This is a genomic window from Halomonas sp. (assembly GCF_041689495.1).
Taxonomy (GTDB): domain Bacteria; phylum Pseudomonadota; class Gammaproteobacteria; order Pseudomonadales; family Halomonadaceae; genus Halomonas.
Genome location: NZ_JBDNGD010000162.1, coordinates 19631 through 38782, shown reverse-complemented (window position 1 = coordinate 38782; position 19152 = coordinate 19631). Strand labels below are relative to the sequence as shown.

General features: G+C 61.9%; 15 protein-coding genes, 4 tRNA genes and 2 pseudogenes. 14 read left to right on the top strand and 7 right to left on the bottom strand.

What is annotated here, in order from left to right:
* Nucleotides 1-39 precede the first annotated feature (39 nt).
* Nucleotides 40-951 carry a tRNA 2-thiocytidine(32) synthetase TtcA gene (ttcA, locus tag ACESMD_RS05585; RefSeq protein WP_372611118.1) on the top strand — a complete coding sequence of 304 codons (912 nt, stop codon included), beginning with the start codon at nt 40-42 and terminating at the stop codon, nt 949-951.
* 12 nt (nt 952-963) lie between these two features.
* On the opposite strand, the gene fnr is transcribed toward ttcA, so the two are convergent.
* The 5 genes and pseudogenes from fnr to ACESMD_RS05560 all read right to left on the bottom strand — a co-directional run bounded on the left by fnr (nt 964) and on the right by ACESMD_RS05560 (nt 4760).
* The gene (fnr, locus tag ACESMD_RS05580; RefSeq protein ID WP_372611116.1) at nt 964-1707 is read right to left on the bottom strand and encodes a fumarate/nitrate reduction transcriptional regulator Fnr; all 744 of its coding nucleotides are present in this window, start codon (nt 1705-1707) and stop codon (nt 964-966) included.
* A 95-nt stretch (nt 1708-1802) separates the two neighbouring features.
* Nucleotides 1803-3206: a coproporphyrinogen III oxidase gene (locus ACESMD_RS05575; RefSeq protein WP_372611114.1), complete on the bottom strand. Its 1404-nt coding sequence runs from the start codon at nt 3204-3206 to the stop codon at nt 1803-1805.
* A gap of 86 nt (nt 3207-3292) precedes the next feature.
* Nucleotides 3293-3872, bottom strand: a pseudogene (locus tag ACESMD_RS05570) (sulfite exporter TauE/SafE family protein).
* Nucleotides 3872-4102, bottom strand: a complete 231-nt coding sequence (ccoS, locus tag ACESMD_RS05565) for a cbb3-type cytochrome oxidase assembly protein CcoS (protein ID WP_372611112.1) — start codon at nt 4100-4102, stop codon at nt 3872-3874. Before ccoS ends, ACESMD_RS05570 begins: the two are co-directional and overlap by 1 nt.
* A 181-nt stretch (nt 4103-4283) precedes the next feature.
* Nucleotides 4284-4760, bottom strand: a complete 477-nt coding sequence (locus tag ACESMD_RS05560; protein WP_372611110.1) for an HAD-IC family P-type ATPase — start codon at nt 4758-4760, stop codon at nt 4284-4286.
* 52 nt (nt 4761-4812) lie between these two features.
* Between ACESMD_RS05560 and ACESMD_RS05555 the strand changes: the two genes are divergently transcribed.
* Genes ACESMD_RS05555 through ACESMD_RS05535 form a run of 5 tightly spaced genes read left to right on the top strand, consistent with a single transcriptional unit; the run spans nt 4813 to nt 9866 of the window.
* Nucleotides 4813-5985, top strand: a complete 1173-nt coding sequence (locus tag ACESMD_RS05555) for an IS256 family transposase (RefSeq protein WP_372611108.1) — start codon at nt 4813-4815, stop codon at nt 5983-5985.
* Nucleotides 5986-6025: 40 nt separating this feature from the next.
* Complete coding sequence (locus tag ACESMD_RS05550; protein WP_372611106.1) at nt 6026-6895, top strand: ABC transporter ATP-binding protein; 870 nt, start codon at nt 6026-6028, stop codon at nt 6893-6895.
* Nucleotides 6882-7589, top strand: a complete 708-nt coding sequence (locus ACESMD_RS05545; protein ID WP_372611104.1) for an ABC transporter ATP-binding protein — start codon at nt 6882-6884, stop codon at nt 7587-7589. The genes ACESMD_RS05550 and ACESMD_RS05545 overlap by 14 nt, the downstream gene beginning before the upstream one ends.
* Nucleotides 7590-7593: 4 nt before the next feature.
* On the top strand, nt 7594-8661 hold the full coding sequence (locus ACESMD_RS05540) for a branched-chain amino acid ABC transporter permease (protein WP_372611102.1): 1068 nt from the start codon (nt 7594-7596) through the stop codon (nt 8659-8661).
* The gene (locus tag ACESMD_RS05535) at nt 8658-9866 is read left to right on the top strand and encodes a branched-chain amino acid ABC transporter permease (protein WP_372611100.1); all 1209 of its coding nucleotides are present in this window, start codon (nt 8658-8660) and stop codon (nt 9864-9866) included. The genes ACESMD_RS05540 and ACESMD_RS05535 overlap by 4 nt, the downstream gene beginning before the upstream one ends.
* Before the next feature lie 584 nt (nt 9867-10450).
* Here the strand turns inward: ACESMD_RS05535 and ACESMD_RS05530 are convergent.
* Together ACESMD_RS05530 and ACESMD_RS05525 are read right to left on the bottom strand one after the other, a co-directional pair.
* Nucleotides 10451-11794 carry an ABC transporter substrate-binding protein gene (locus tag ACESMD_RS05530; protein ID WP_372611098.1) on the bottom strand — a complete coding sequence of 448 codons (1344 nt, stop codon included), beginning with the start codon at nt 11792-11794 and terminating at the stop codon, nt 10451-10453.
* A 77-nt stretch (nt 11795-11871) separates the two neighbouring features.
* Nucleotides 11872-12488: pseudogene (locus tag ACESMD_RS05525) on the bottom strand (cbb3-type cytochrome c oxidase subunit I); the annotation flags it as partial.
* Between the two features lie 210 nt (nt 12489-12698).
* Here ACESMD_RS05525 and ACESMD_RS05520 point away from each other — a divergent pair.
* From ACESMD_RS05520 to ACESMD_RS05485, 8 genes are all read left to right on the top strand, one after another.
* Nucleotides 12699-13373: an alpha/beta family hydrolase gene (locus ACESMD_RS05520; RefSeq protein ID WP_372611096.1), complete on the top strand. Its 675-nt coding sequence runs from the start codon at nt 12699-12701 to the stop codon at nt 13371-13373.
* 136 nt (nt 13374-13509) lie between these two features.
* Nucleotides 13510-13585: transfer RNA gene (locus ACESMD_RS05515), tRNA-Val, on the top strand.
* A 38-nt stretch (nt 13586-13623) separates the two neighbouring features.
* Nucleotides 13624-13700 (top strand) — tRNA-Asp (locus tag ACESMD_RS05510).
* Between the two features lie 38 nt (nt 13701-13738).
* Nucleotides 13739-13815: transfer RNA gene (locus ACESMD_RS05505), tRNA-Val, on the top strand.
* A gap of 3 nt (nt 13816-13818) precedes the next feature.
* Nucleotides 13819-13895, top strand: a tRNA-Asp gene (locus tag ACESMD_RS05500).
* Nucleotides 13896-14213: 318 nt separating this feature from the next.
* Nucleotides 14214-16136 (top strand): PrkA family serine protein kinase, encoded by a 1923-nt coding sequence (locus tag ACESMD_RS05495; protein WP_372611094.1) that lies wholly within the window; start codon nt 14214-14216, stop codon nt 16134-16136.
* Nucleotides 16137-16198: 62 nt separating this feature from the next.
* On the top strand, nt 16199-17485 hold the full coding sequence (locus tag ACESMD_RS05490; protein WP_372611092.1) for a YeaH/YhbH family protein: 1287 nt from the start codon (nt 16199-16201) through the stop codon (nt 17483-17485).
* A 29-nt stretch (nt 17486-17514) separates the two neighbouring features.
* On the top strand, nt 17515-19065 hold the full coding sequence (locus tag ACESMD_RS05485) for a SpoVR family protein (protein ID WP_372611090.1): 1551 nt from the start codon (nt 17515-17517) through the stop codon (nt 19063-19065).
* The last annotated feature ends 87 nt before the right edge of the window (nt 19066-19152 follow it).

Here is a 19152-nt window from a genome sequence, read left to right as displayed (position 1 = left end):
ATCGCCCTTATTTGCAGATGCACTGGCAGCGCTACCCCCATGCAGGATGTCCTACTTCATACGCCTCACGCCACTGACAGGCCTCTCGACGAGCACAAGGTGCCCCCGCTATCAGACCCCTTGGGGGCAAAGGGGCGTCGCGAGTTCAACAAGCTGCACAAGCGCCTGAGGCGGCAGACCGGTAACGCCATCATCGACTACGGCATGATCCGTGACGGCGACAAGGTGATGGTCTGCCTGTCCGGTGGCAAGGACAGCTACACCATGCTCGAGATCCTCAGGAACCTGCAGCGCAATGCGCCTGTCGATTTCTCCCTGGTGGCCGTCAATCTTGACCAGAAGCAGCCCGGGTTCCCCGAGCAGGTGTTGCCTGACTACCTGGAGGGCATCGGTGTCGAGTATCACATCCTCGAGCGCGATACCTACTCGGTGGTCAAGGAGAAGACTCCGGAAGGCAAGACGACCTGCGCCCTGTGCTCGCGATTGCGGCGTGGCTCCCTCTATGGCTTCGCCGAAGAGATCGGGGCGACCAAGATCGCCCTGGGGCATCACCGGGAGGATATCCTCGAGACTCTGTTTCTCAACCTCTTCTTCGGTGGCAGCCTCAAGGCGATGCCGCCCAAGTTGCTGTCCGATGATGGCAGGAACATCGTCATCCGGCCCCTGGCCTATTGTCGGGAGGCCGATATTGCCGAGTTTTCCCACCTGATGGACTTTCCGATCATTCCCTGCAACCTCTGCGGGTCGCAGCCCAACCTGCAGAGGCAGGTAGTGAAGGAAATGCTGGCCGAATGGGAGAAGAAGCACCCCGGTCGCCTGGAGAGCATGTTCAAGGCGGTGACCAAGGTGGCACCCTCTCAACTCGCCGACCGTGACCTTTTCGACTTCGCAGGCCTGGAGGAGAAGCAGGCCAGGCGGCTCGCCGACCGGATCGATATCCTCAATGAGTGACCAGTGCCGAGCCTAGCGGCAGCCTTCCTCGTCGGCCACCAGGGCCAGGGAGGCGAGGTCCAGGATATGCACCTCGCGCCCGGAGACCGCCACCAGCCCCTGCGACTGAAAGCGTCCGAGGATACGGCTTACCGTCTCCACTGCCAGACCCAGATAGTTGCCGATATCGGCGCGGGACATGGAGAGCCTGAAGCTGTAAGGCGAATAGCCCCTTCGCCGGAAGCGGTCCGATAGGCTGGTGAAAAAGGTCGCCAGGCGCTGGTCGGCGGTCTTGCGGGACAGCAGGCGCATCATCCGGTGATCGTCGCGCATCTCCTTGCTCATGCTGCGATAGATCTGGGCGCGAAGTTCCGGCAACGCCTCGGAAAGGGCGTCGAGTCGCTCGAAGAGGATCTCGCAGACGGTGGTGGTTTCCAGAGCGATGACCGTGCCGGCATAGCGCTTTTCATCGATGCCATCGAGACCGACCAGTTCACTGGGCAGGTAGAAGTTGGTCAGCTGGTCGTCGCCGCTGCCTTCGTTGGAGACCTGCTTGAGACTACCCGAGCGGACCGCATAGACGCTGGTGAAGGGGACCTCCTGACGAAACAGGGTGTCGCCCTTCTTCAGTGTTGTGCGCCTGCGGATGATGGCATCGAACAGGTCCATGTCCTTGAGTTCGAGCGACAAGGGAAGGCACAGCGAGCTCAGGCTGCAGGTCTGGCAGTGTGCCTCCTGCAGCAGGGAACGTGTCCTCAGAGTCGCAGTATCTGCCATCAGTTGCTCCGGCAAGGTGTGTCACAGTCGGATCAGTATGGAGCATTCCTACCGGCTGGCAAAGTTATCACGTCATCGTCAGCGCTGAGAAGGTCTCAGTATCCCGACCCTCGTGTTCTCCTTGGATCGGCGCTGAAGGCCCGGATGATGTCGCCGAGGAGCATCCGCCCGGCGGCGGTTACCACGAGTTGTTGCCCCTGTCTTGCCACCAGTCCATCGCGCTCGAGGGCTTCCAGCCAAGACGCTGAGGCGGCCAGGTAGGCTTCGCCATCCACGCTGAAGGTATCGCCGAGCCGCTTCAGGTCGAGTGTCCCGTCGCAGACCAGTCCTTCGATCGCGTCGCGGCGCAGACGCTCGTCGAAGCTCAGTCGTCGACCGCAAGCGGTGGCCAGTCGTCCGGCATCCAGGGCCCGCTCGTAGCCGCTCGGGAACAGGGCGTTGCGGGCATAGACATCATCCACCCGTGAGATGGCCGCCACACCGAGGCCCAGCTGGACTCCGCTGCCCACGATGGCATAGCCCTGGAGATCCATTGTCAACCTGCCCTGGTCGCGGGCGAGGGTCAGGCTGTCCTCCGGACGGGCAAAATACCCTTGGCCGATATGGACATAGCCGGCCTCCACAAGCCTTTCCAGGCTCGTGATCATCAGTGTCTGGACAGTGTCGGTTGCGGACAGGCCTGGGCCTCGATGTCGGAGTGCCTTGAGGATAAATTGCGGTCTCGGCGGGGGCGGGATGACTCTCACTCTCGCCGGTGCCATGGCGATGACCTGTTCGAGGGTGCCGGCGAGGTTGTCAGGCGTCTGGAAAGGCAGGCCAATCCTCAGCTCCATCGTCAGGGCGTCGAGGTGGAGTCGGTGGGCCTCATCGACCAGCAACTCGACCTTGGCTCTCGGCAGGATCCGGTTGATGGTGTGCTGTGCCGCGGGATCGAGGTCCTGTATGTCCAGGATAAGGCGATTGAACCCCAGCGCCTGCAGATGGCGCAGTGTCAGCACATTGGCTTCCCGAGGGTTGACCTCGATGGCGTAGTCCCGCTCCCTGGACTCGGTAAGGCCGAAACGGACATCGAGTCGATTGATGAGATCGCTCATCTGGTCGAGGGAGAAACTGGTCGCCCCTGCACCTCCCCAGTGCAAACGACGGACCCCTTGGTGGTGGTCGAGGTGGCGCGCGCTCAGTACCATTTCCCGGTCCAGCCGTGACACATAGGCGTCCAGCATTCGCGTGTCCGTCAGCTGGACCTGCGGCCCCGTGCCGGCGATACCGGAAGTGCGGCAGAAGGGGGTCTGGACATGCAGTGACAGCGGCCGCTTGGCGGTATTGCTTCGCACCAGCGCCGTCTGGAAGTCCTCGGCAGTGAAGCTGTCACTGAAGGCGTGTGCCTCAGGGTAGGTCAGGTAGTGGGGGCGGCAGATGTCATAGCCCCGCTGCCCGATCAGGTCTCGAATGAGTCGCGACGTCTCCGCGCCGTCTGATGAAATCGCTTGGCCGGACATGGCGGCACTCCAGGCCGTGAGATGTCTGCGATATCCTAGCCTTGGTGTGAGCTCCAGGCGTTGAGCTGTGTCAAGCGGTGAGCTTTTCAAGCGAGGGAATGATCGGGCAACAGGCGCCATAGCTGCCAGAGGGCAAAGCCGATGATGGTAATGGCCGCCAGGCTCCGGGTCCCCGGATGACGGATCAGGGCGCCGAGCTGGCGGGCGGCGAGACCGGTGACCAGCAGGGCCGGCAGGGTGCCCAGGCCGAAGGCGCCCATCAGGGCGATACCCATCAGGGGGTCGGCGATTGCCAGGCTCCAGGCGAGCATCGAATAGACGAGGCCGCAGGGCAGCCAGCCCCAGACGGCGCCGAGCGCCATGGCCTGGGGAATCTCGACCACTGGTATCAGCTTGCGACCCAGGGGTTCCAGGCGCCGCCAGAGGTGCCTGCCCAGGGCCTCTACCCTCAGTAACCCATTCCACCAGCCGGCGATGTAGAGCGCCATCAGGATCAGCATCACCGCCGCCAGCGCCTGGAGTACCAGACGAGCGCATGCTGGGGGGGACGGCGAAGGTCAGTGCACTCATGATGCCGCCACACATGCCGATGCAGTGGGCGCCGCCGAGCAGGCCGAAGACGAAGGCGGCGACCAGCGGCGAAAGTCCGAGGCCGGTGGGATCCATCAGCGCTCGGCGCCTTTATCTGAATCGATGTCTTCGGCAGGCGGGCTCTGCCGGCGGCGCTTCTCGCGTGCTTCCGGTGGCAGGTCATTCTCATCCTCGTCGAACAGGATGCTATAGGCAGGGCCTTCCAGGTCCTCGAACTGGTCGTGCTTGACCGCCCAGAAGAAGGCCCAGACGGCCAGGCCCAGCAGGATCAGGGGCAGGGGAATGAGTAGGTAGAGAATGGTCATGCGTTCACCAGCCGCGTCGTCGGTGCGGTCGCCGATGTCCGGGAGTGGAACCGGGTCAGCCGCAGGGCATTGCCCACGACCACCAGGGAACTGGCCGACATGCCCAGCGCGGCGAGCCATGGCGGGACAAATCCCATGGCAGCCAAGGGGAGGGCCGAGGCGTTGTAGCACACCGACCAGATCAGGTTCTGGCGGATGATGCGTCGGCTGGCCCGGCTGATCTCGACGGCCTCGACGATACGCGTGAGACGGGGCTCAGCAAGACGGCATCGGCACTGGTTCGCGCCAGGTCGGTGGCGCCGTTCATGGCGATGGATACGTCCGCCCCGGCGAGGACGGGCACATCATTGATGCCGTCCCCCACCATGGCGACGGTTTCACCGGCTTCCTGGCAGGCGCGGATCCGCTCGAGTTTCGCCTCCGGGCCTGCCGAGCCCTGCCAGCTGTCGATGCCGAGATGCTCGGCAAGTTCACCGGCGGACTGGGGTGTGTCGCCGGAGAGCAGTTCTACCCGGATGCCCAGCGCCTTCAGGGCGGCGACCATCTCCGCCGCATCCTCGCGAACCTGGTCCTCGAGGACGAACCAGGCGATAAAGCAACACTCTTTCTGTCTTGACAGTGGGGTCCACTTCACTGAGCCGGTAAGGCGACAGGCCACCCGCTATCCTTTCGTTGGATTCATTAGCCGTGAATGACGAAAGGAGTCGCGAATGACCTGTCACAAGCAGGATAACGAAGGTACGAGCGCAGTGGGACTGATTGCCGAGCGCGGGCTGGATGGTTTGGGAGATGCGGTGTCGATGTTGATCAACGAAGCGATGCGCATGGAGCGTGAGCGTCATCTAGGCGTATCGCCCTATGAGCGCGGTCCCGAGCGTCGTGGCTATGCCAACGGCTACAAAGCCAAGACCGTGAAATCGCGCATAGGCGCACTGAAACTGGCCGTACCACAAGTACGCGAGGGCGGCTTTTACCCACAGTCGCTGGATAAAGGCCTACGCTCAGAACGTGCACTTAAATTGGCATTGGCCGAGATGTATGTCAGCGGCGTATCCACGCGCAAGGTGGCGCGCATCACCCAACAGCTGTGTGGCTTCGAGGTCTCGTCCACCGAGGTCTCGCGCTGTGCGGCGTCATTGGACGAGGAACTGAGCGCATGGCGAGAACGTGATCTGGGCGCGTATCCCTATGTTGTGCTGGATGCGCGTTACGAGAAGATGCGTCATGGCGGCTCGGTCGTGGACTGTGCGGTGTTGCTGGCGATGGGCGTTACCCCGGAGGGCAAACGCGAGTTGCTGGGTGTGTCGGTGGCACTGACCGAGGCCGAGGTGCACTGGCGCACGTTTCTGGCTGATCTGGCCGGGCGCGGCCTGCACGGTACAAAGCTGTTCGTGTCCGACAATCATGCCGGTCTCAAGGCCGCGCGCGTGGCCGTGTTCCCGAGCGTGCCCTGGCAGCGATGCCAGTTCCACCTGCAGCAGAATGCCAGCCACTACGTGCCGAAGAAATCGCTCAAGGCGCGCGTGGCCGCCGATATACGCGCGATCTTCGATGCGCCCGATGCCGTCGAAGCCCAACGCCAGCTCGAGCGCTTTATAACCGCCTATGAAACGGCAGCGCCGAATCTGGCGGCCTGGGCCGAAACGGCGCTGCCAGAAGGCCTGACCGTGTTCATCTTGCCCAAACACCATCGCACGCGCATGCGCACCAGCAACGCCGTCGAGCGCGTGAACAAAGAGATCAAGCGCCGAACCCGGGTGGCTACGCTATTCCCAAACGAAGCCAGCTGCCTGCGGCTGATTACGGCCGTGGTCATGGAAATCTCGGAAGACTGGCAGACCGGCCGACGTTACCTGAATATGAACGAGGACGATAGCGAGTAAAGCATGAGTCCAACGGTGGGATAGCGAATTTACAGAGAGGGTGTTGCTTTATCCTGTATTGATCGGTTACTATCAGCGCATGATAGAAAAACAAGAAACGGCGTCTTCACCCGCGGTGAACGACGGCGACCAGGGGGATACGCTGCTCAGCGTGCGTGACTTGAGCAAGCGCTTCGGCGGGCTGCAGGCCATAAACCGCGCCAGCTTCGATGTGGCGCGCGGCACCATTACCGGACTGATCGGGCCCAACGGTGCCGGCAAGACCACCCTGTTCGGCGCCATTACCGGCTTTCATCGGCCCGATTCCGGCCGGGTCATCTTGAAGGGCCACGACATCACCGGTCTGGAACCACACGCGATCTTTGCCCATAAGCTTTGTCGGACATTTCAGATCCCGCGCGAACACCAGAGCATGACCGTGCTCGAAAACCTCATGCTGGTGCCGCCGCAGCAGATCGGCGAGCGGTTCTGGAACGCGTGGCTGCGACCCTCCGCGGTGCGCGCTCAGGAAAAACAGATTCATGACCAGGCGCTGGAAGTCATGGAGTTTGTCAGTCTGGCCCATCTCAAGGACGAATATGCAGGCAACCTGTCCGGCGGGCAAAAGAAATTGCTGGAACTTGCGCGCACGCTCATGGCCGAGCCCGATATCGTGCTGCTCGACGAGCCCGCGGCGGGCGTCAATCGCACACTCATGAAGAAGCTGGCACAGAACATCGAATATCTGCGCCGCGAGCGCGGGATCACGTTCCTGCTCATCGAGCACGATATGGACCTGGTGATGTCGCTGTGCGATCCGGTCATCGTGATGAGCGAGGGCACCAAGCTCATGCAGGGCCCGCCGGATGCCGTGCGCACCGACAAGCGAGTGCTCGAAGCCTATCTGGGGGCCCGGCATGGCGCTGCTTGAAGTCGACGGCGTGACGAGCGGCTACGGCGACATGGAAGTGCTGCGCAACGTGTCGATTACGGTCGACGACGGCGAGATCGTTTCCATCATCGGACCCAACGGCGCCGGCAAATCTACGCTCATGAAAGCCGTGTTCGGCCTGCTGCATCCCTGGCAGGGCACGATCACCCTGGCCGGCACCGATATCTCGCAGTATTCGCCGTTCCAGATCGTGCGCGAGCGCACCTGTTATGTGCCGCAGGTGTCTAACGTGTTCACATCCATGTCGGTCGAGGACAATCTGGAGATCGGCGCTTATACGCTGGAAAAGAGTGCGATCGGCGACGCGCTCGAGCGCGTCTACGCGCTGTTTCCCGTGCTCAAGGAGCGTCGGCGTCAGAAAGCGGGCACCATGTCGGGCGGTCAGCGCCAGATGGTCGCTATGGGCAGCGCGCTCATGCTCAACCCGGTGCTGATTCTGCTGGACGAGCCCTCAGCCGGCTTGTCGCCCAAGCTCGTGGATACGATCTTCGAGCGGATCGTCACCATCAACGAAACCGGCGTAGCCGTGCTCATGGTCGAGCAGAATGCGCAAGCCTCGCTGCGCATGGCGCACCGCGGCTATGTGCTCGCCAGCGGCGAAAACCGTGTCGACGGTCCGGCACAGTCGCTGCTCGACGATCCCGAAGTCGGCCGCCTGTACCTCGGAGGTTGAGCGAATGAAGAATACCGAAGTGGCTGACGACGATGATGTGACCGACGATCGCGCCGGCGCCGGTTCCCGTATCGGCCCGATCCTGCGCAGCCGCACCGCGCTCGCGGTGTTGTTTATCGCGCTTGGATTTGGTCTGTGGCTGCTGGCCGGCGCGCCCGAGGTGCCGGCCAAGCAACTGCTGTCGCTCACGGTCTGGGGCGTGATGCTCGGCGGCGTGTTGGCGCTCGGCAGCATTGGCCTGACGCTGGTGTACGGGGTGTTGCAGTTTCCCAACTTCTCGCACGGCGCGCTGATCACCCTCGGCGCCTATATCGCCTATGCCGTGATCGGCCTGCTGCCGCCTGGCAGCGAGCTGGGGCCATTCTCCTTCGGTTGGGAGTTCCTGCTGGCATTGTTCATTGCCATGCCGCTGGTCGGCGTGGTCGCGCTGGCGGTCGACCGCTTGATCTATCGTCGTCTGCGCAACCAGCGCGCGGGGCTGGTGCTGTTCGCCATGGCCTCGCTGGGCATGGCGTTCTTTCTGCGCAGCTGTGTCTACATGATCTGGGGGCCGGATTTTCATTTCTATTACCAGGGCCGCAGCAATCCGGCAATGGAACTGCCCCTGGGCGTGCGCGTGCAGGCCGACCAGTTGTTCATTGTGGCGCTGGCCATGGCGCTGGTGGTGGCCGTTTATCTGCTGCTGACGAAAACCCGTATGGGCAAGGCCATGCGCGCCACCGCCGATAATCCCGAGCTCGCCCAGGTGCGCGGTATCAACACCGAGCACGTGATCGCCTTGACCTGGATACTCAGCGGCGCCCTGGCCGCGGCGGCCGGGGTCATGTACGGGCTGACCTCGCAGTTGCGCCCCGAGATGGGGTTCTGGCTGCTGCTGCCGATCTTTGCCGGCACCATCATGGGGGGCATCGGCAACCCGTTCGGCGCGCTCGTGGGCGCCATGATCATCGGCATCGTCACCCAGGTCACGGCGGCATTCATCAGTCCGGCCTATGGCCCGGCGGTGGCGTTCATCCTCATGGTGGTGACGCTGGTCATCCGACCTCAGGGGCTGTTCGGGGGCTCGGCATGAACGCGGAAGCTCTGGCAAAGGCTGTCTTCGTTGCCATACCGCTGGCCTTGCTGTGCCTGCGCGTGCTGCCCCTGCGCTGGGCGCTGCGGGTGCCGGCAGCCATTGTGGCCGCCGCCGGCCTCGCCGTGGCGCTGGTAGTGATTCTGTCGCCCGGCATTCTCGGCTATCTGATCTCGTTCTCGATCATGGCCAGCATCTACGCGGTGCTCAGTCTGGGCTTGAACAGCCAGTGGGGGCTGACCGGGCATCTGAACTTCGGCATCGCCGGCTTTTTTGCGATGGGCGCGTTTACCTCGGCGCTGATTACATCGACGGCCCCGACGGGCGTACTCGCCGATTACTCGCAGCAGGCGTTCGGCCTGGAGATGCCGTTTCTGATCGGCGTGGCGGCTGCGGCTATCGCCACCGGCCTGCTCGCGTTCCTGATCGCGATCCCGGTGCTCAAGCTGCGCGAGGATTATCTGGCTATTGCGACACTGGGGATCGCCGAGGTCATTCGGCTGGTGTTTCAGAACGAGCGCTGGCTGGCGAATGGCCCGCAGCCGCTGCGCGGTATTCCGCGCCCGTTGTCCTGTCTGGTCGAGGATGGCGGCTGCAGCTGGCTGCCGGCGGGCGTGGTCGATTTTCTCGAGCCGCTGGCCCAGCGCGACTATGTATTCGTGTATCTGGTAATCGTGACGCTGTTCGTCGCCCTGATCTATCTCACGCTTGAGCGGATTTCACGTTCGCCGTGGGGGCGCGCGTTGCGCGCGGTGCGCGAGGAGGAATCGTCAGCGGCCATGAACGGCAAGAACGTCGCCTCGCTGCGTATCCAGTCGTTCGTGGTCGGCGGCGTGATCATGGGCATTGCCGGCGCGCTGTACGGGCCGTATGTGGCCTCGATCGACTATAGCCATTTCCGCCCGCTGTTCGCGACTTTTCTGGTCTGGGTGATGCTGATGCTGGGCGGCAGCGGCAACAATCGCGGGGCGATTCTCGGCGCCTTCATCATCTGGGGGGTATGGAGCGGCACGGCTTTCCTGGCCGAGGCGATCACGCCGATACTCAGCATGATCTCGCCCGATTTCGCCTCGCGCAGCCCTTATCTGCGCTGGATGCTGGTGGCCATCCTGCTGGAAATCATCGTGCTCTATCGGCCGGCCGGCCTGTTGAAGGAGCAGAAGGTGGTATCGCGGTTCCTGCCAGGTCAGAGCCGACGCAGCTGATTCGCGCGTCGGTTCGGATCGTTCACCGCTGTCCAGAAAACGGTTCCTCACACATTAGCGGGAACCGCCGGAAGACCAGGGCAGAATATGTCCGCACCTGAACGCGAGCGCAGCAAGCTGCCAAGCACATAGGAAAATCTGATTAGTCTCGAGATCCGATCGATGATTCGATAGCGGTTTGGGCTTCAGACCCACTCAAGAAAAAATCGGTTCACGCAACGCCGCGAAGATGCAAAGAGTACAAGGCCGACGTGTGAAGAACTGTTCCGTCTGACTTTCGCCCTTTTGCGTAAGCTATTCCTGCGTAATGTCTCGAGATCAGCGCGGTCGCTTAGAGCCGGCTGAGTTTCGGACATCATCAAGAACGCTTTATTCGAGGTGCCAGAGCGGCTTATCGCTGCGTATGCCTGTCCGCACCTACGTGCTCGCCGCGGCCTGCTCGCAGCACGCAGTGGTCGCGGACGCCGTATGTTAATCAAGCGTGGCTCGTCTTGTCTGGCGTGCCGCCAATTTGTGAAGGACCAAAAAAAGATCGGCCGCCGGAAACGGCGGCCGATCTTTTTGGCCCGGCGGGTCATCCCTTTCTATTTCTCCGGAATATCCTCGGCCTTCTGGTAGCCGACCGTTTCGATCTTGCCGTCGGCGGTGTACTTCCAGATCACCATCGGGGTGACGACATCGCCAGCGTCGTTGAAGTCGACCGCGCCGGAGGCACCGATATAGTCGATGTCCTGGCCGTCGGCGATCATCTGCAGGGCTTTCGTGACGCCTTCCTGCGTGCCGCCGGTGACCTTGGTGCCCGGACTGTTGGACACCGGCCGCAGCCGGTCACGCAGTGCCGCACCCGTGATTTCCTCGGCGCTCAGGTCGTCGGCGACCGCTTTTGCAAGGGCCAGACCAATCACGATTGCGGCGTCGTAGGCAGAGGTGGTGAACGGCGGAATCCGGTCACGGTTCATCTCGCTTTTATAGGATTTACTGAACTGCTGATAGCCCTGGCTTTCCGGATCCTGTCCCGGCGCCGTACCGAAGCTGCCGGCCAACGTGTCGGCGCCGACTGCCTTAACCACGGCCTCGGACTTGTTGCCGTCGACGAACTGGTACTTATCAATGTCGAAAAAGTCACGGGCTTCCTTGAGGATGACCGACGTGTGGCCGGGATAGCTCACGACCGCGAGCAGATCGGGATCCTCCTTCAACGCTGCGCTCAACTGCGAGCGATAGGTTGGTTGGACCTCTTCCGGATGCGGTACCTGATTGAGTATCTTGCCGCCGCGTTCCTTGAACGCGTCGGCAAACGAGTTGGACAGGCCCTGACCGTACGGGTTGTTGATATAGATCGTCGATGCGGTCTGGTACTTGTTGTCGTCGATTATTTCGCCGTTGGCCAGCTGTGCGGCCACGATGCCCTGGAACGTGTCGGGCGACGTGGTGCGGAACAGCAGGTCGGCGTCATTGTCGGAGGGCAACACCGACAGCAGCGGTGAGGTCGCCCCGTTGGCCACCTGCAGCACGCCGGACGGAATCGTGACCGATTCGGCGACCGCGATGGTCACGCCGCTGGACCAACCGCCGATGATGGCTGGCACGCCGTTGACCTGCACCAGCTTGCGCGCACCTTCGATGGCGGGGGTGGGCAAAGTCGCGGAGTCGGCGGTCACCAGCTTGCCGATGATCGGCCCGCCGAAGACTTCTTCTGCCGCCGTATTGATCTGCTGGACCGCGAGTTGGGCACCGTCCTCGTAGAATGCGCCGAATTCCGCAGCCGATCCGGTGAACGGCGCGATCTGACCGATGTTAATGGTCGGTGGTTTGCTGTCCTGCGCCGCGGCCAGCGTTGCGTTGGACAGTGCAACAATTCCTGCCGCCACGAGTGCGCCTCGAAGCAGCAGGGGCCAGCGACTAGGGCTGGAGTCAAAGTTATTCATGTGTTTCCTCCTCTGGACTTTTTATTATGGACAGATCAGGATCGATAAAGCAACACCCTTTCTGTAAATTCGCTATCCCACCATTGCACCATGGCGTCGATGGCGCCGGAATAGATGGAGACGGAGAAGGTCGAGGTCACCGGGATCGAGGCGCTGTTGACGATGTGCAGCACGGCCACGGTGATGATGAAGGCCGCGTAGAACCAGTTTGCCACGTAGATGTGGGGGGTTTTGCGCAGCTTGATGGTCCCCAGGAAGACGATGGCATAGCTGATCCATACAACGGCCAGCAGAATATCGATCGGCCACTCAAGCTCGGCGTATTCCTTTGTCGTGGTGTAACCCAGTGGCAGGGTAACGACCGCAGACAGGATGACGGCCTGCCAGCCCCAGAAGGTGAAGGCCGCCAGCTTGTCCGAGAACAGTCGCACCTGGCAGGTTCGCTGCACAACGTAATAGGAGGTGGCAAACAGCGCCGAGCCGCCGAAGGCGAAGATCACGGCGTTGGTGTAAGCAGGGGGCGAAGCCGGCCGAAGCTCGTCCACGGTAGTCCCAGGTTGAGTTGCGGCCATACCAGCTGCGAGGCGATGATGACACCGAGGGTCATGCCCACGATGCCCCACACCACCGTCATGATCGCGAACTGCCGAACTACCTTGTAGTTGTAGGTCGGGTGTTCAAATGCTGTGCTCATGTCAGGTTCCCATCGAATGCGGTATTGGGGTTGCCCCGCGGCATTCTGCCTTGGGTCGGTCTTCCGCAGGATGATGCAGATCAATCTTCACAGGAATACTAGCGTAGGCGGCCACTAACCTAAATACGTTAAGGTGATCTATTAACCAATCGAGGTTGTCTCGTGTCCCAGTCTTTCTGTTCGATCAGCGATAGGGTGTCACCCGCCGGATTGGCTGAACGATTACTCGTCGGCGAGCAAGGCGGTTGGGACGTTCAGGGCCTGGGGCCCATCGAGGTGCGGGGTGAGGCCGCGATCGGTCGCCTACTTTTTGCCCATGGGGCGGGGGCCGGGCAGGATTCGGTCCTCATGGAGAGCCTGCGCGACGCCCTGGCCGATGTGGGTGTCCAGACCCTGGCCTTCGAGTTCGCCTACCTCCAGCAGATGCGTCGTGAAGCCCGGCGGCGTCCTCCGCCCCGCATCGATCATCTGGTCGATGAGCTGGCTCGCTGGCGCGACAGCGTGTCGCATCCCGACATTCCGGCACCCTGGCTCGGCGGCAAGTCGATGGGTGGCCGGGCCGCCAGCCTGCTTGCCGCCCGTGATCAGTCGGCCGGCCTGGTGCTTTGCAGTTATCCTTTTCATCCCCCCGGGAAGCCGGACATCTTGCGCCTGTCTCACTGGCCCTTGATCAACTGCCCCGTCCATGTGCTGCAAGGCAGTCGCGATCCTTTCGGTACTCGCGAGGAGTTGGGTGCCCTGGAACTGCCCGAAGGCGTCGCTATTCACTGGCTGGAAGACGGGGATCATGACTGGAAGCCCCGACGCGCCTCCGGTCGCCGTCAGGGCGAACTGATCCAGGAGGCGGCAGGGTCCATCGCCGATTTCATGGCCGCCCACAGGTGATGGCGGCATGCTCGTGAATGGATGCCAAGTCGATGAAAGCGCAGATGATTCTGCAGCGACTGGCCGGATGCCGACGGAGCGCGAAAAGCGTTGACATTGGGCGACGCGCCTGTAGAATTCAGCGCCACGTGACCAGGGGTGGTTAGCTCAGCTGGGAGAGCACCAGCCTTACAAGCTGGGGGTCACAGGTTCGAACCCTGTACCACCCACCATTGCGCTGCAATGGCTGTTCATGTGGGAAAGACACTGGGGACCGGTAGTTCAGTCGGTTAGAATGCCGGCCTGTCACGCCGGAGGTCGCGGGTTCGAGTCCCGTCCGGTCCGCCATGAAGCGTTCGAGTCTGCATCTTGTGGTACAGAATTGTGGGTGATTAGCTCAGTTGGTTAGAGCACCAGCCTCACATGCTGGGGGTCACTGGTTCGAGTCCGGTATCACCCACCATGCGGACCGGTAGTTCAGTCGGTTAGAATGCCGGCCTGTCACGCCGGAGGTCGCGGGTTCGAGTCCCGTCCGGTCCGCCATCATGAATTCCCGAACCCCGAGTCGACTGGCTCGGGGTTCCTTGTTTTTGGCGTTTCTTGCCGTCAAGCACTGGTTGCGCCTAGGCTGGTGAGTCCTGGCATCGTACAGTTGACCTTCGACGCATTCGGCTCTATGCGATGAAGCGCAATTTCTCCAGAACTCTAGGCCGCTGAGATGCTCGTTAGGGGATATCAATATCCATCGTTGATTCGTTGTACGCTAATACGCCCGGTCAAGCGTCTACGCTGATGGATAGCCCCTCCGGAAGGCTGCTCTTGGAGGAGTGGTCGGGGGAATGGGCATATCAGGAGGCATCGATGAGCATCTTCGATCATGTGCAGAACCGTTTTGAGCGTGTCCAGCAGGAAGAAATACCCCTGCAGGAGTACCTTGAACTCTGTCGTCGGGAGCCCGTGGCCTATGCCACCGCCGCCGAGCGGTTGCTCGAGGCCATCGGTGAGCCCGAGGTGATCGATACCGCCAAGGATTCGCGGTTATCCCGCATCTTCTCCAACAAGGTGATCCGGCGTTATCCGGCCTTCTCCGAGTTATACGGCATGGAGGAGGCCATCGAGCAGATCGTCGCCTACTTTCGCCACGCCGCCCAGGGGCTGGAGGAGCGCAAGCAGATACTCTACCTGCTCGGTCCCGTAGGGGGCGGCAAGTCGTCTCTTGCCGAGCGACTCAAGCTGCTGATGGAGAGAGTACCCTTCTATGCCATCAAGGGTTCGCCGGTCTACGAGTCGCCGCTGGGGCTCTTCTCCCCGGAGGAAGACGGCGAGTTGCTGGAGAAGGAATACGATATTCCGCTGCGTTACCTCAAGAGCGTGATGTCTCCCTGGGCGGCCAAGCGGCTCAAGGAGTATGGCGGTGACATCTCCCAGTTCCGGGTGGTGCGTCTCTATCCCTCGCGGCTCAACCAGATCGCCATCTCCAAGACCGAGCCCGGCGACGAGAACAACCAGGATATCTCTTCCCTGGTCGGCAAGGTCGACATCCGCCAGCTTGAGCTCTACTCCCAGGATGACCCGGATGCCTACAGCTTCTCCGGCGGGCTGTGTCGTGCCAACCAGGGGCTGATGGAGTTCGTCGAGATGTTCAAGGCGCCGATCAAGGTGCTGCATCCGCTGCTGACCGCCACCCAGGAAGGCAACTACAATCCCACCGAGGGCATGGGGGCGATACCCTTCGACGGTATCGTGCTGGCCCACTCCAACGAGAGCGAGTGGCAGACCTTCCGCAACAATCGCAACAACGAGGCCTTCCTGGACCGGGTCTACATGGTCAAGGTGCCCTATTGCCTGAGGGTCACCGAGGAGATCAGCATCTACAGGAAGCTGCTCGAGCACTCGTCGCTGGCCGAGTCACCCTGCGCGCCGGACACCCTGCGCATGCTGGCGCAGTTCTCGGTGCTCTCGCGGCTCAAGGAGCCGGAGAATTCGAACATCTACTCCAAGATGCGGGTCTACGACGGCGAGAACCTCAAGGACACCGATCCCAAGGCCAAGTCGATCCAGGAGTATCGCGACGCGGCCGGGGTCGACGAAGGCATGGAGGGGTTGTCGACGCGCTTCGCCTTCAAGATCCTGTCCAAGGTATTCAACTTCGACAATCACGAGATTGCCGCCAACCCGGTGCACCTGCTCTATGTGCTCGAGCAGCGCCTGGAACAGGAGCAGTTGCCCAAGGAGACCTTCGAGCGCTATCTGCGTTTCATCAAGGAGTACCTGGCCCCTCGCTATGTGGACTTCATCGGCAAGGAGATCCAGACCGCCTATCTCGAGTCCTATTCCGAGTACGGCCAGAACATCTTCGACCGCTATGTCACCTCCGCTGACTTCTGGATCCAGGATCAGGAATATCGCGACCCCGAGACCGGCGAGTTCCTGGATCGTCAGGCCCTCAACGAGGAGCTGGAGAAGATCGAGAAGCCGGCCGGCATCTCCAATCCCAAGGACTTCCGCCACGAGGTGGTCAACTTCGTGCTGCGGGCGCGTGCCCAGAACAACGGCATGAATCCCAGCTGGCAGTCCTACGAGAAGCTGCGCGGGGTGATCGAGCACAAGATGTTCGCCAACACTGAGGAACTGCTGCCGGTGATCTCCTTCAATGCCAAGGCCTCGACGTCCGATCAGAAGAAGCACGAGGACTTCGTGGCGCGCATGGTCGACCGCGGCTACACCGAGAAGCAGGTGCGCCTGCTTTCCGAGTGGCACCTGCGGGTACGCAAGTCGCAGTAGGCTCTGGAGCGCCTAGCGCCTAGCGCTGACGACGTCAGAGTGGCGAGCAACAGGAGGTCGTCATGACCTATTTCATCGATCGTCGTGCCAACGCAAAGCACAAGAGTGCGGTCAACCGCCAGCGCTTCCTTGACCGCTACCGCACCCATATCAAGCGGTCGGTCGAGGAAGCGGTGAATCGCCGTTCCATCACCGACATGGAGCGCGGCGAGAAGGTATCGATTCCGGCCAGGGACATCTCCGAGCCGGTCTTCCAGCATGGGCCGGGCGGCAAGCGCAGCATCGTTGCCCCGGGCAACAAGGAGTTCAGCGAGGGGGACCGCCTGCGACGGCCCGATGGGGGTGCCGGCGGCGCCGATGCCGGTGAAGGGGGAGCCTCCGACCAGGGCGAGGGCATGGATGAGTTCGCCTTTAGCCTGTCCCGTGATGAATTCCTGGACTTCGTCTTCGATGGCCTGGAGCTGCCCCATCTGGAGCGCAAGGCCCTGGTGGATCTGGACGAGGTGCGGCCGGTGCGTGCAGGGGTCTCCAGGAAGGGAGTGCCGGCACGCATCAATATCGTGCGCTCCATGCGCGAGGCCTACGCCCGGCGCATCGCCATGCGGGCCCCCATACGCCGTGCCCTGCGCGAGGCTCGCGAGGCACTGGAGGTCGAGGAGCGCAAGGACCCGGTCCTTCGCCATCCGGCGCGCATCAGCGAGCTCAAGGCCGAGATCGAGCGTCTAGAGAAGCGCCTCGAGGCGGTGCCCTTCATTGACACCTATGACCTGCGCTACAACAATCTGATCAACCAGCCCCAGCCCTCCAGCAAGGCGGTGATGTTCTGCGTGATGGATGTTTCCGGCTCCATGACCCAGGCCCACAAGGATATCGCCAAGCGTTTCTTCCTGCTGCTCTATCTCTTCCTGGAGCGCAACTACGCCAAGGTCGAACTGGTCTTCGTGCGCCACCATACCTCGGCCAGGGAAGTCGATGAGGAGGAATTCTTCTACTCACGCGAAACCGGCGGCACCATCGTTTCCAGTGCCCTCAGCCTGGTCGACGGGATCATCGCCAGCCGCTATCCCCCTGGGCAGTGGAACCTCTATGTGGCCCAGGCCTCGGACGGTGACAACTGGGACGATGATTCCGTCACCTGCCGAGACCTGCTGATCAAGCAATTGATGCCGCGGTTGCAGTACTTCACCTATGTGGAGATTACGCCCCACGCCCACCAGGCGTTGTGGGAGGAATACGAGAACGTCGCCGCCGAGTATCCGGAGTGCTTCGCGATGCGCCAGATCGTCCAGCCCGGGGACATCTATCCGGTCTTCCGCGAACTCTTCAAGCGCCGCCTCGTCAGCACTTGACCACCAGAGCAGGCGACCCAGGAGGCACCATGACCCGACGTCAGCCCATAGCTACCGGCTCTGACTGGAACTTCGAGATACTCGATGATTTCGAGCGCGAGATTGCGCGTCTGGCCGACGAATATCGTCTCGATACCTATCCCAATCAGATCGAGGTCATCACCACCGAACAGATGATGGATGCCTATGCCAGCGTGGGCATGCCGGTGGGTTATCACCACTGGTCATTCGGCAAGCAGTTCCTGGCCGTGGAGCAGGCCTACCGGCGTGGTCAGATGGGCCTGGCCTACGAGTTGGTGATCAATTCTGACCCCTGCATCGCCTATCTGATGGAAGAGAATACCCTGATGATGCAGGTGCTGGTGATGGCCCATGCCTGCTACGGTCACAATTCCTTTTTCAAGGGCAATTACCTGTTCCGCACCTGGACCGACGCCTCCTCCATCGTCGACTATCTGGTGTTCGCCCGAAAGTACATCGCCGAGTGCGAAGAGCGCCATGGTGTGACCGCGGTGGAGCAGTTGCTCGACGCCTGCCATGCCCTCCAGAACTACGGTGTCGACCGTTACAAGCGGCCCTCGCCGATTTCCGCTACCGAGGAGGCCCAGCGCCAGAAGGAGCGCGAGGCGCATCTTCAGGCCCAGGTCAATACCCTGTGGCGTACCATTCCTGGTCGTCCGGCCGATGATGTGCTGGCGGCCGGGCCGGATGCAGAAGATCCGCTGGGGCTTCACGAGGGCGGGCGCTACCCGCCGGAACCCCAGGAGAATCTGCTCTACTTCATCGAGAAGAATGCCCCTCTACTGGCGCCCTGGCAGCGCGAGATCGTCCGTATCGTGCGCAAGCTGGCCCAGTACTTCTATCCTCAGCGCCAGACACAGGTGATGAACGAAGGCTGGGCGACGTTCTGGCACTACACCCTGATGAATCGTCTCTACGAAGAGGGCCTGGTGGACGAGGGCCTGATCCTGGAGTTTCTGCAGTCCCACACGGCGGTGGTCAACCAGCCGGCCTTCGATAGTCCCTATTTCAGCGGCATCAATCCCTATGCGCTGGGTTTCGCTATCTTTACCGACCTCAAGCGGCTCTGTGAGTCACCGACGGAGGAAGACCGCCAATGGTTTCCCGACACCGCGGGCAGTAACTGGCGGGAGACCCTGGAGTTCGCCATGCGCAACTTCAAGGACGAGTCCTTCATCCAGCAGTTCCTCTCGCCCAAGGTGATGCGCGACCTCAAGCTGTTCATGGTGGTCGACGATGACCAGGAGGAGATGCTGGAGGTGGCGGCGATCCATGACGAGCGGGGCTACCGGCGCATCCGCGACTCGCTGGCCACCCAGTATGCCCTGGCGGTGCGCGAGCCCAACATCCAGGTCTACTCGGCCGACATACGCGGGGATCGATCCCTGACACTGCGTCATGTCCAGGATGCTCGCCGTCCCCTGGCCCGCAGTGTCTATCCTGTCATCCGCCAGCTGCATCAGTTGTGGGGCTTTCCCGTCAGGCTGGAGTCCGTGGAGGACGTCGAACTGGTGAGGCGTTACCAATGGCCACTTTCGGAGGAAACGGATCAGGCATGAGAGGGTCTTGAGAGAGGGTCTTGAAAGAGGATCTTGAGTGTCCTGAACGAAGCGACCCGTGCCGGGGCACGGGTCGCTTCGTTCACG

Excerpts from the sequence above, each read along its gene's own strand:
- ACESMD_RS05540 (WP_372611102.1), top strand. The coding sequence starts at position 7,594 with ATGAAGAATACCGAAGTGGCTGACGACGATGATGTGACCGACGATCGC.
- ACESMD_RS05490 (WP_372611092.1), top strand. The coding sequence starts at position 16,199 with ATGACCTATTTCATCGATCGTCGTGCCAACGCAAAGCACAAGAGTGCG.
- ACESMD_RS05575 (WP_372611114.1), bottom strand. The coding sequence starts at position 3,206 with ATGTCCGGCCAAGCGATTTCATCAGACGGCGCGGAGACGTCGCGACTC.
- ACESMD_RS05555 (WP_372611108.1), top strand. The coding sequence starts at position 4,813 with ATGACCTGTCACAAGCAGGATAACGAAGGTACGAGCGCAGTGGGACTG.
- ACESMD_RS05535 (WP_372611100.1), top strand. The coding sequence starts at position 8,658 with ATGAACGCGGAAGCTCTGGCAAAGGCTGTCTTCGTTGCCATACCGCTG.
- ACESMD_RS05495 (WP_372611094.1), top strand. The coding sequence starts at position 14,214 with ATGAGCATCTTCGATCATGTGCAGAACCGTTTTGAGCGTGTCCAGCAG.
- ACESMD_RS05545 (WP_372611104.1), top strand. The coding sequence starts at position 6,882 with ATGGCGCTGCTTGAAGTCGACGGCGTGACGAGCGGCTACGGCGACATG.
- ttcA (WP_372611118.1), top strand. The coding sequence starts at position 40 with ATGCAGGATGTCCTACTTCATACGCCTCACGCCACTGACAGGCCTCTC.
- fnr (WP_372611116.1), bottom strand. The coding sequence starts at position 1,707 with ATGGCAGATACTGCGACTCTGAGGACACGTTCCCTGCTGCAGGAGGCA.
- ccoS (WP_372611112.1), bottom strand. The coding sequence starts at position 4,102 with ATGACCATTCTCTACCTACTCATTCCCCTGCCCCTGATCCTGCTGGGC.
- ACESMD_RS05485 (WP_372611090.1), top strand. The coding sequence starts at position 17,515 with ATGACCCGACGTCAGCCCATAGCTACCGGCTCTGACTGGAACTTCGAG.
- ACESMD_RS05530 (WP_372611098.1), bottom strand. The coding sequence starts at position 11,794 with ATGAATAACTTTGACTCCAGCCCTAGTCGCTGGCCCCTGCTGCTTCGA.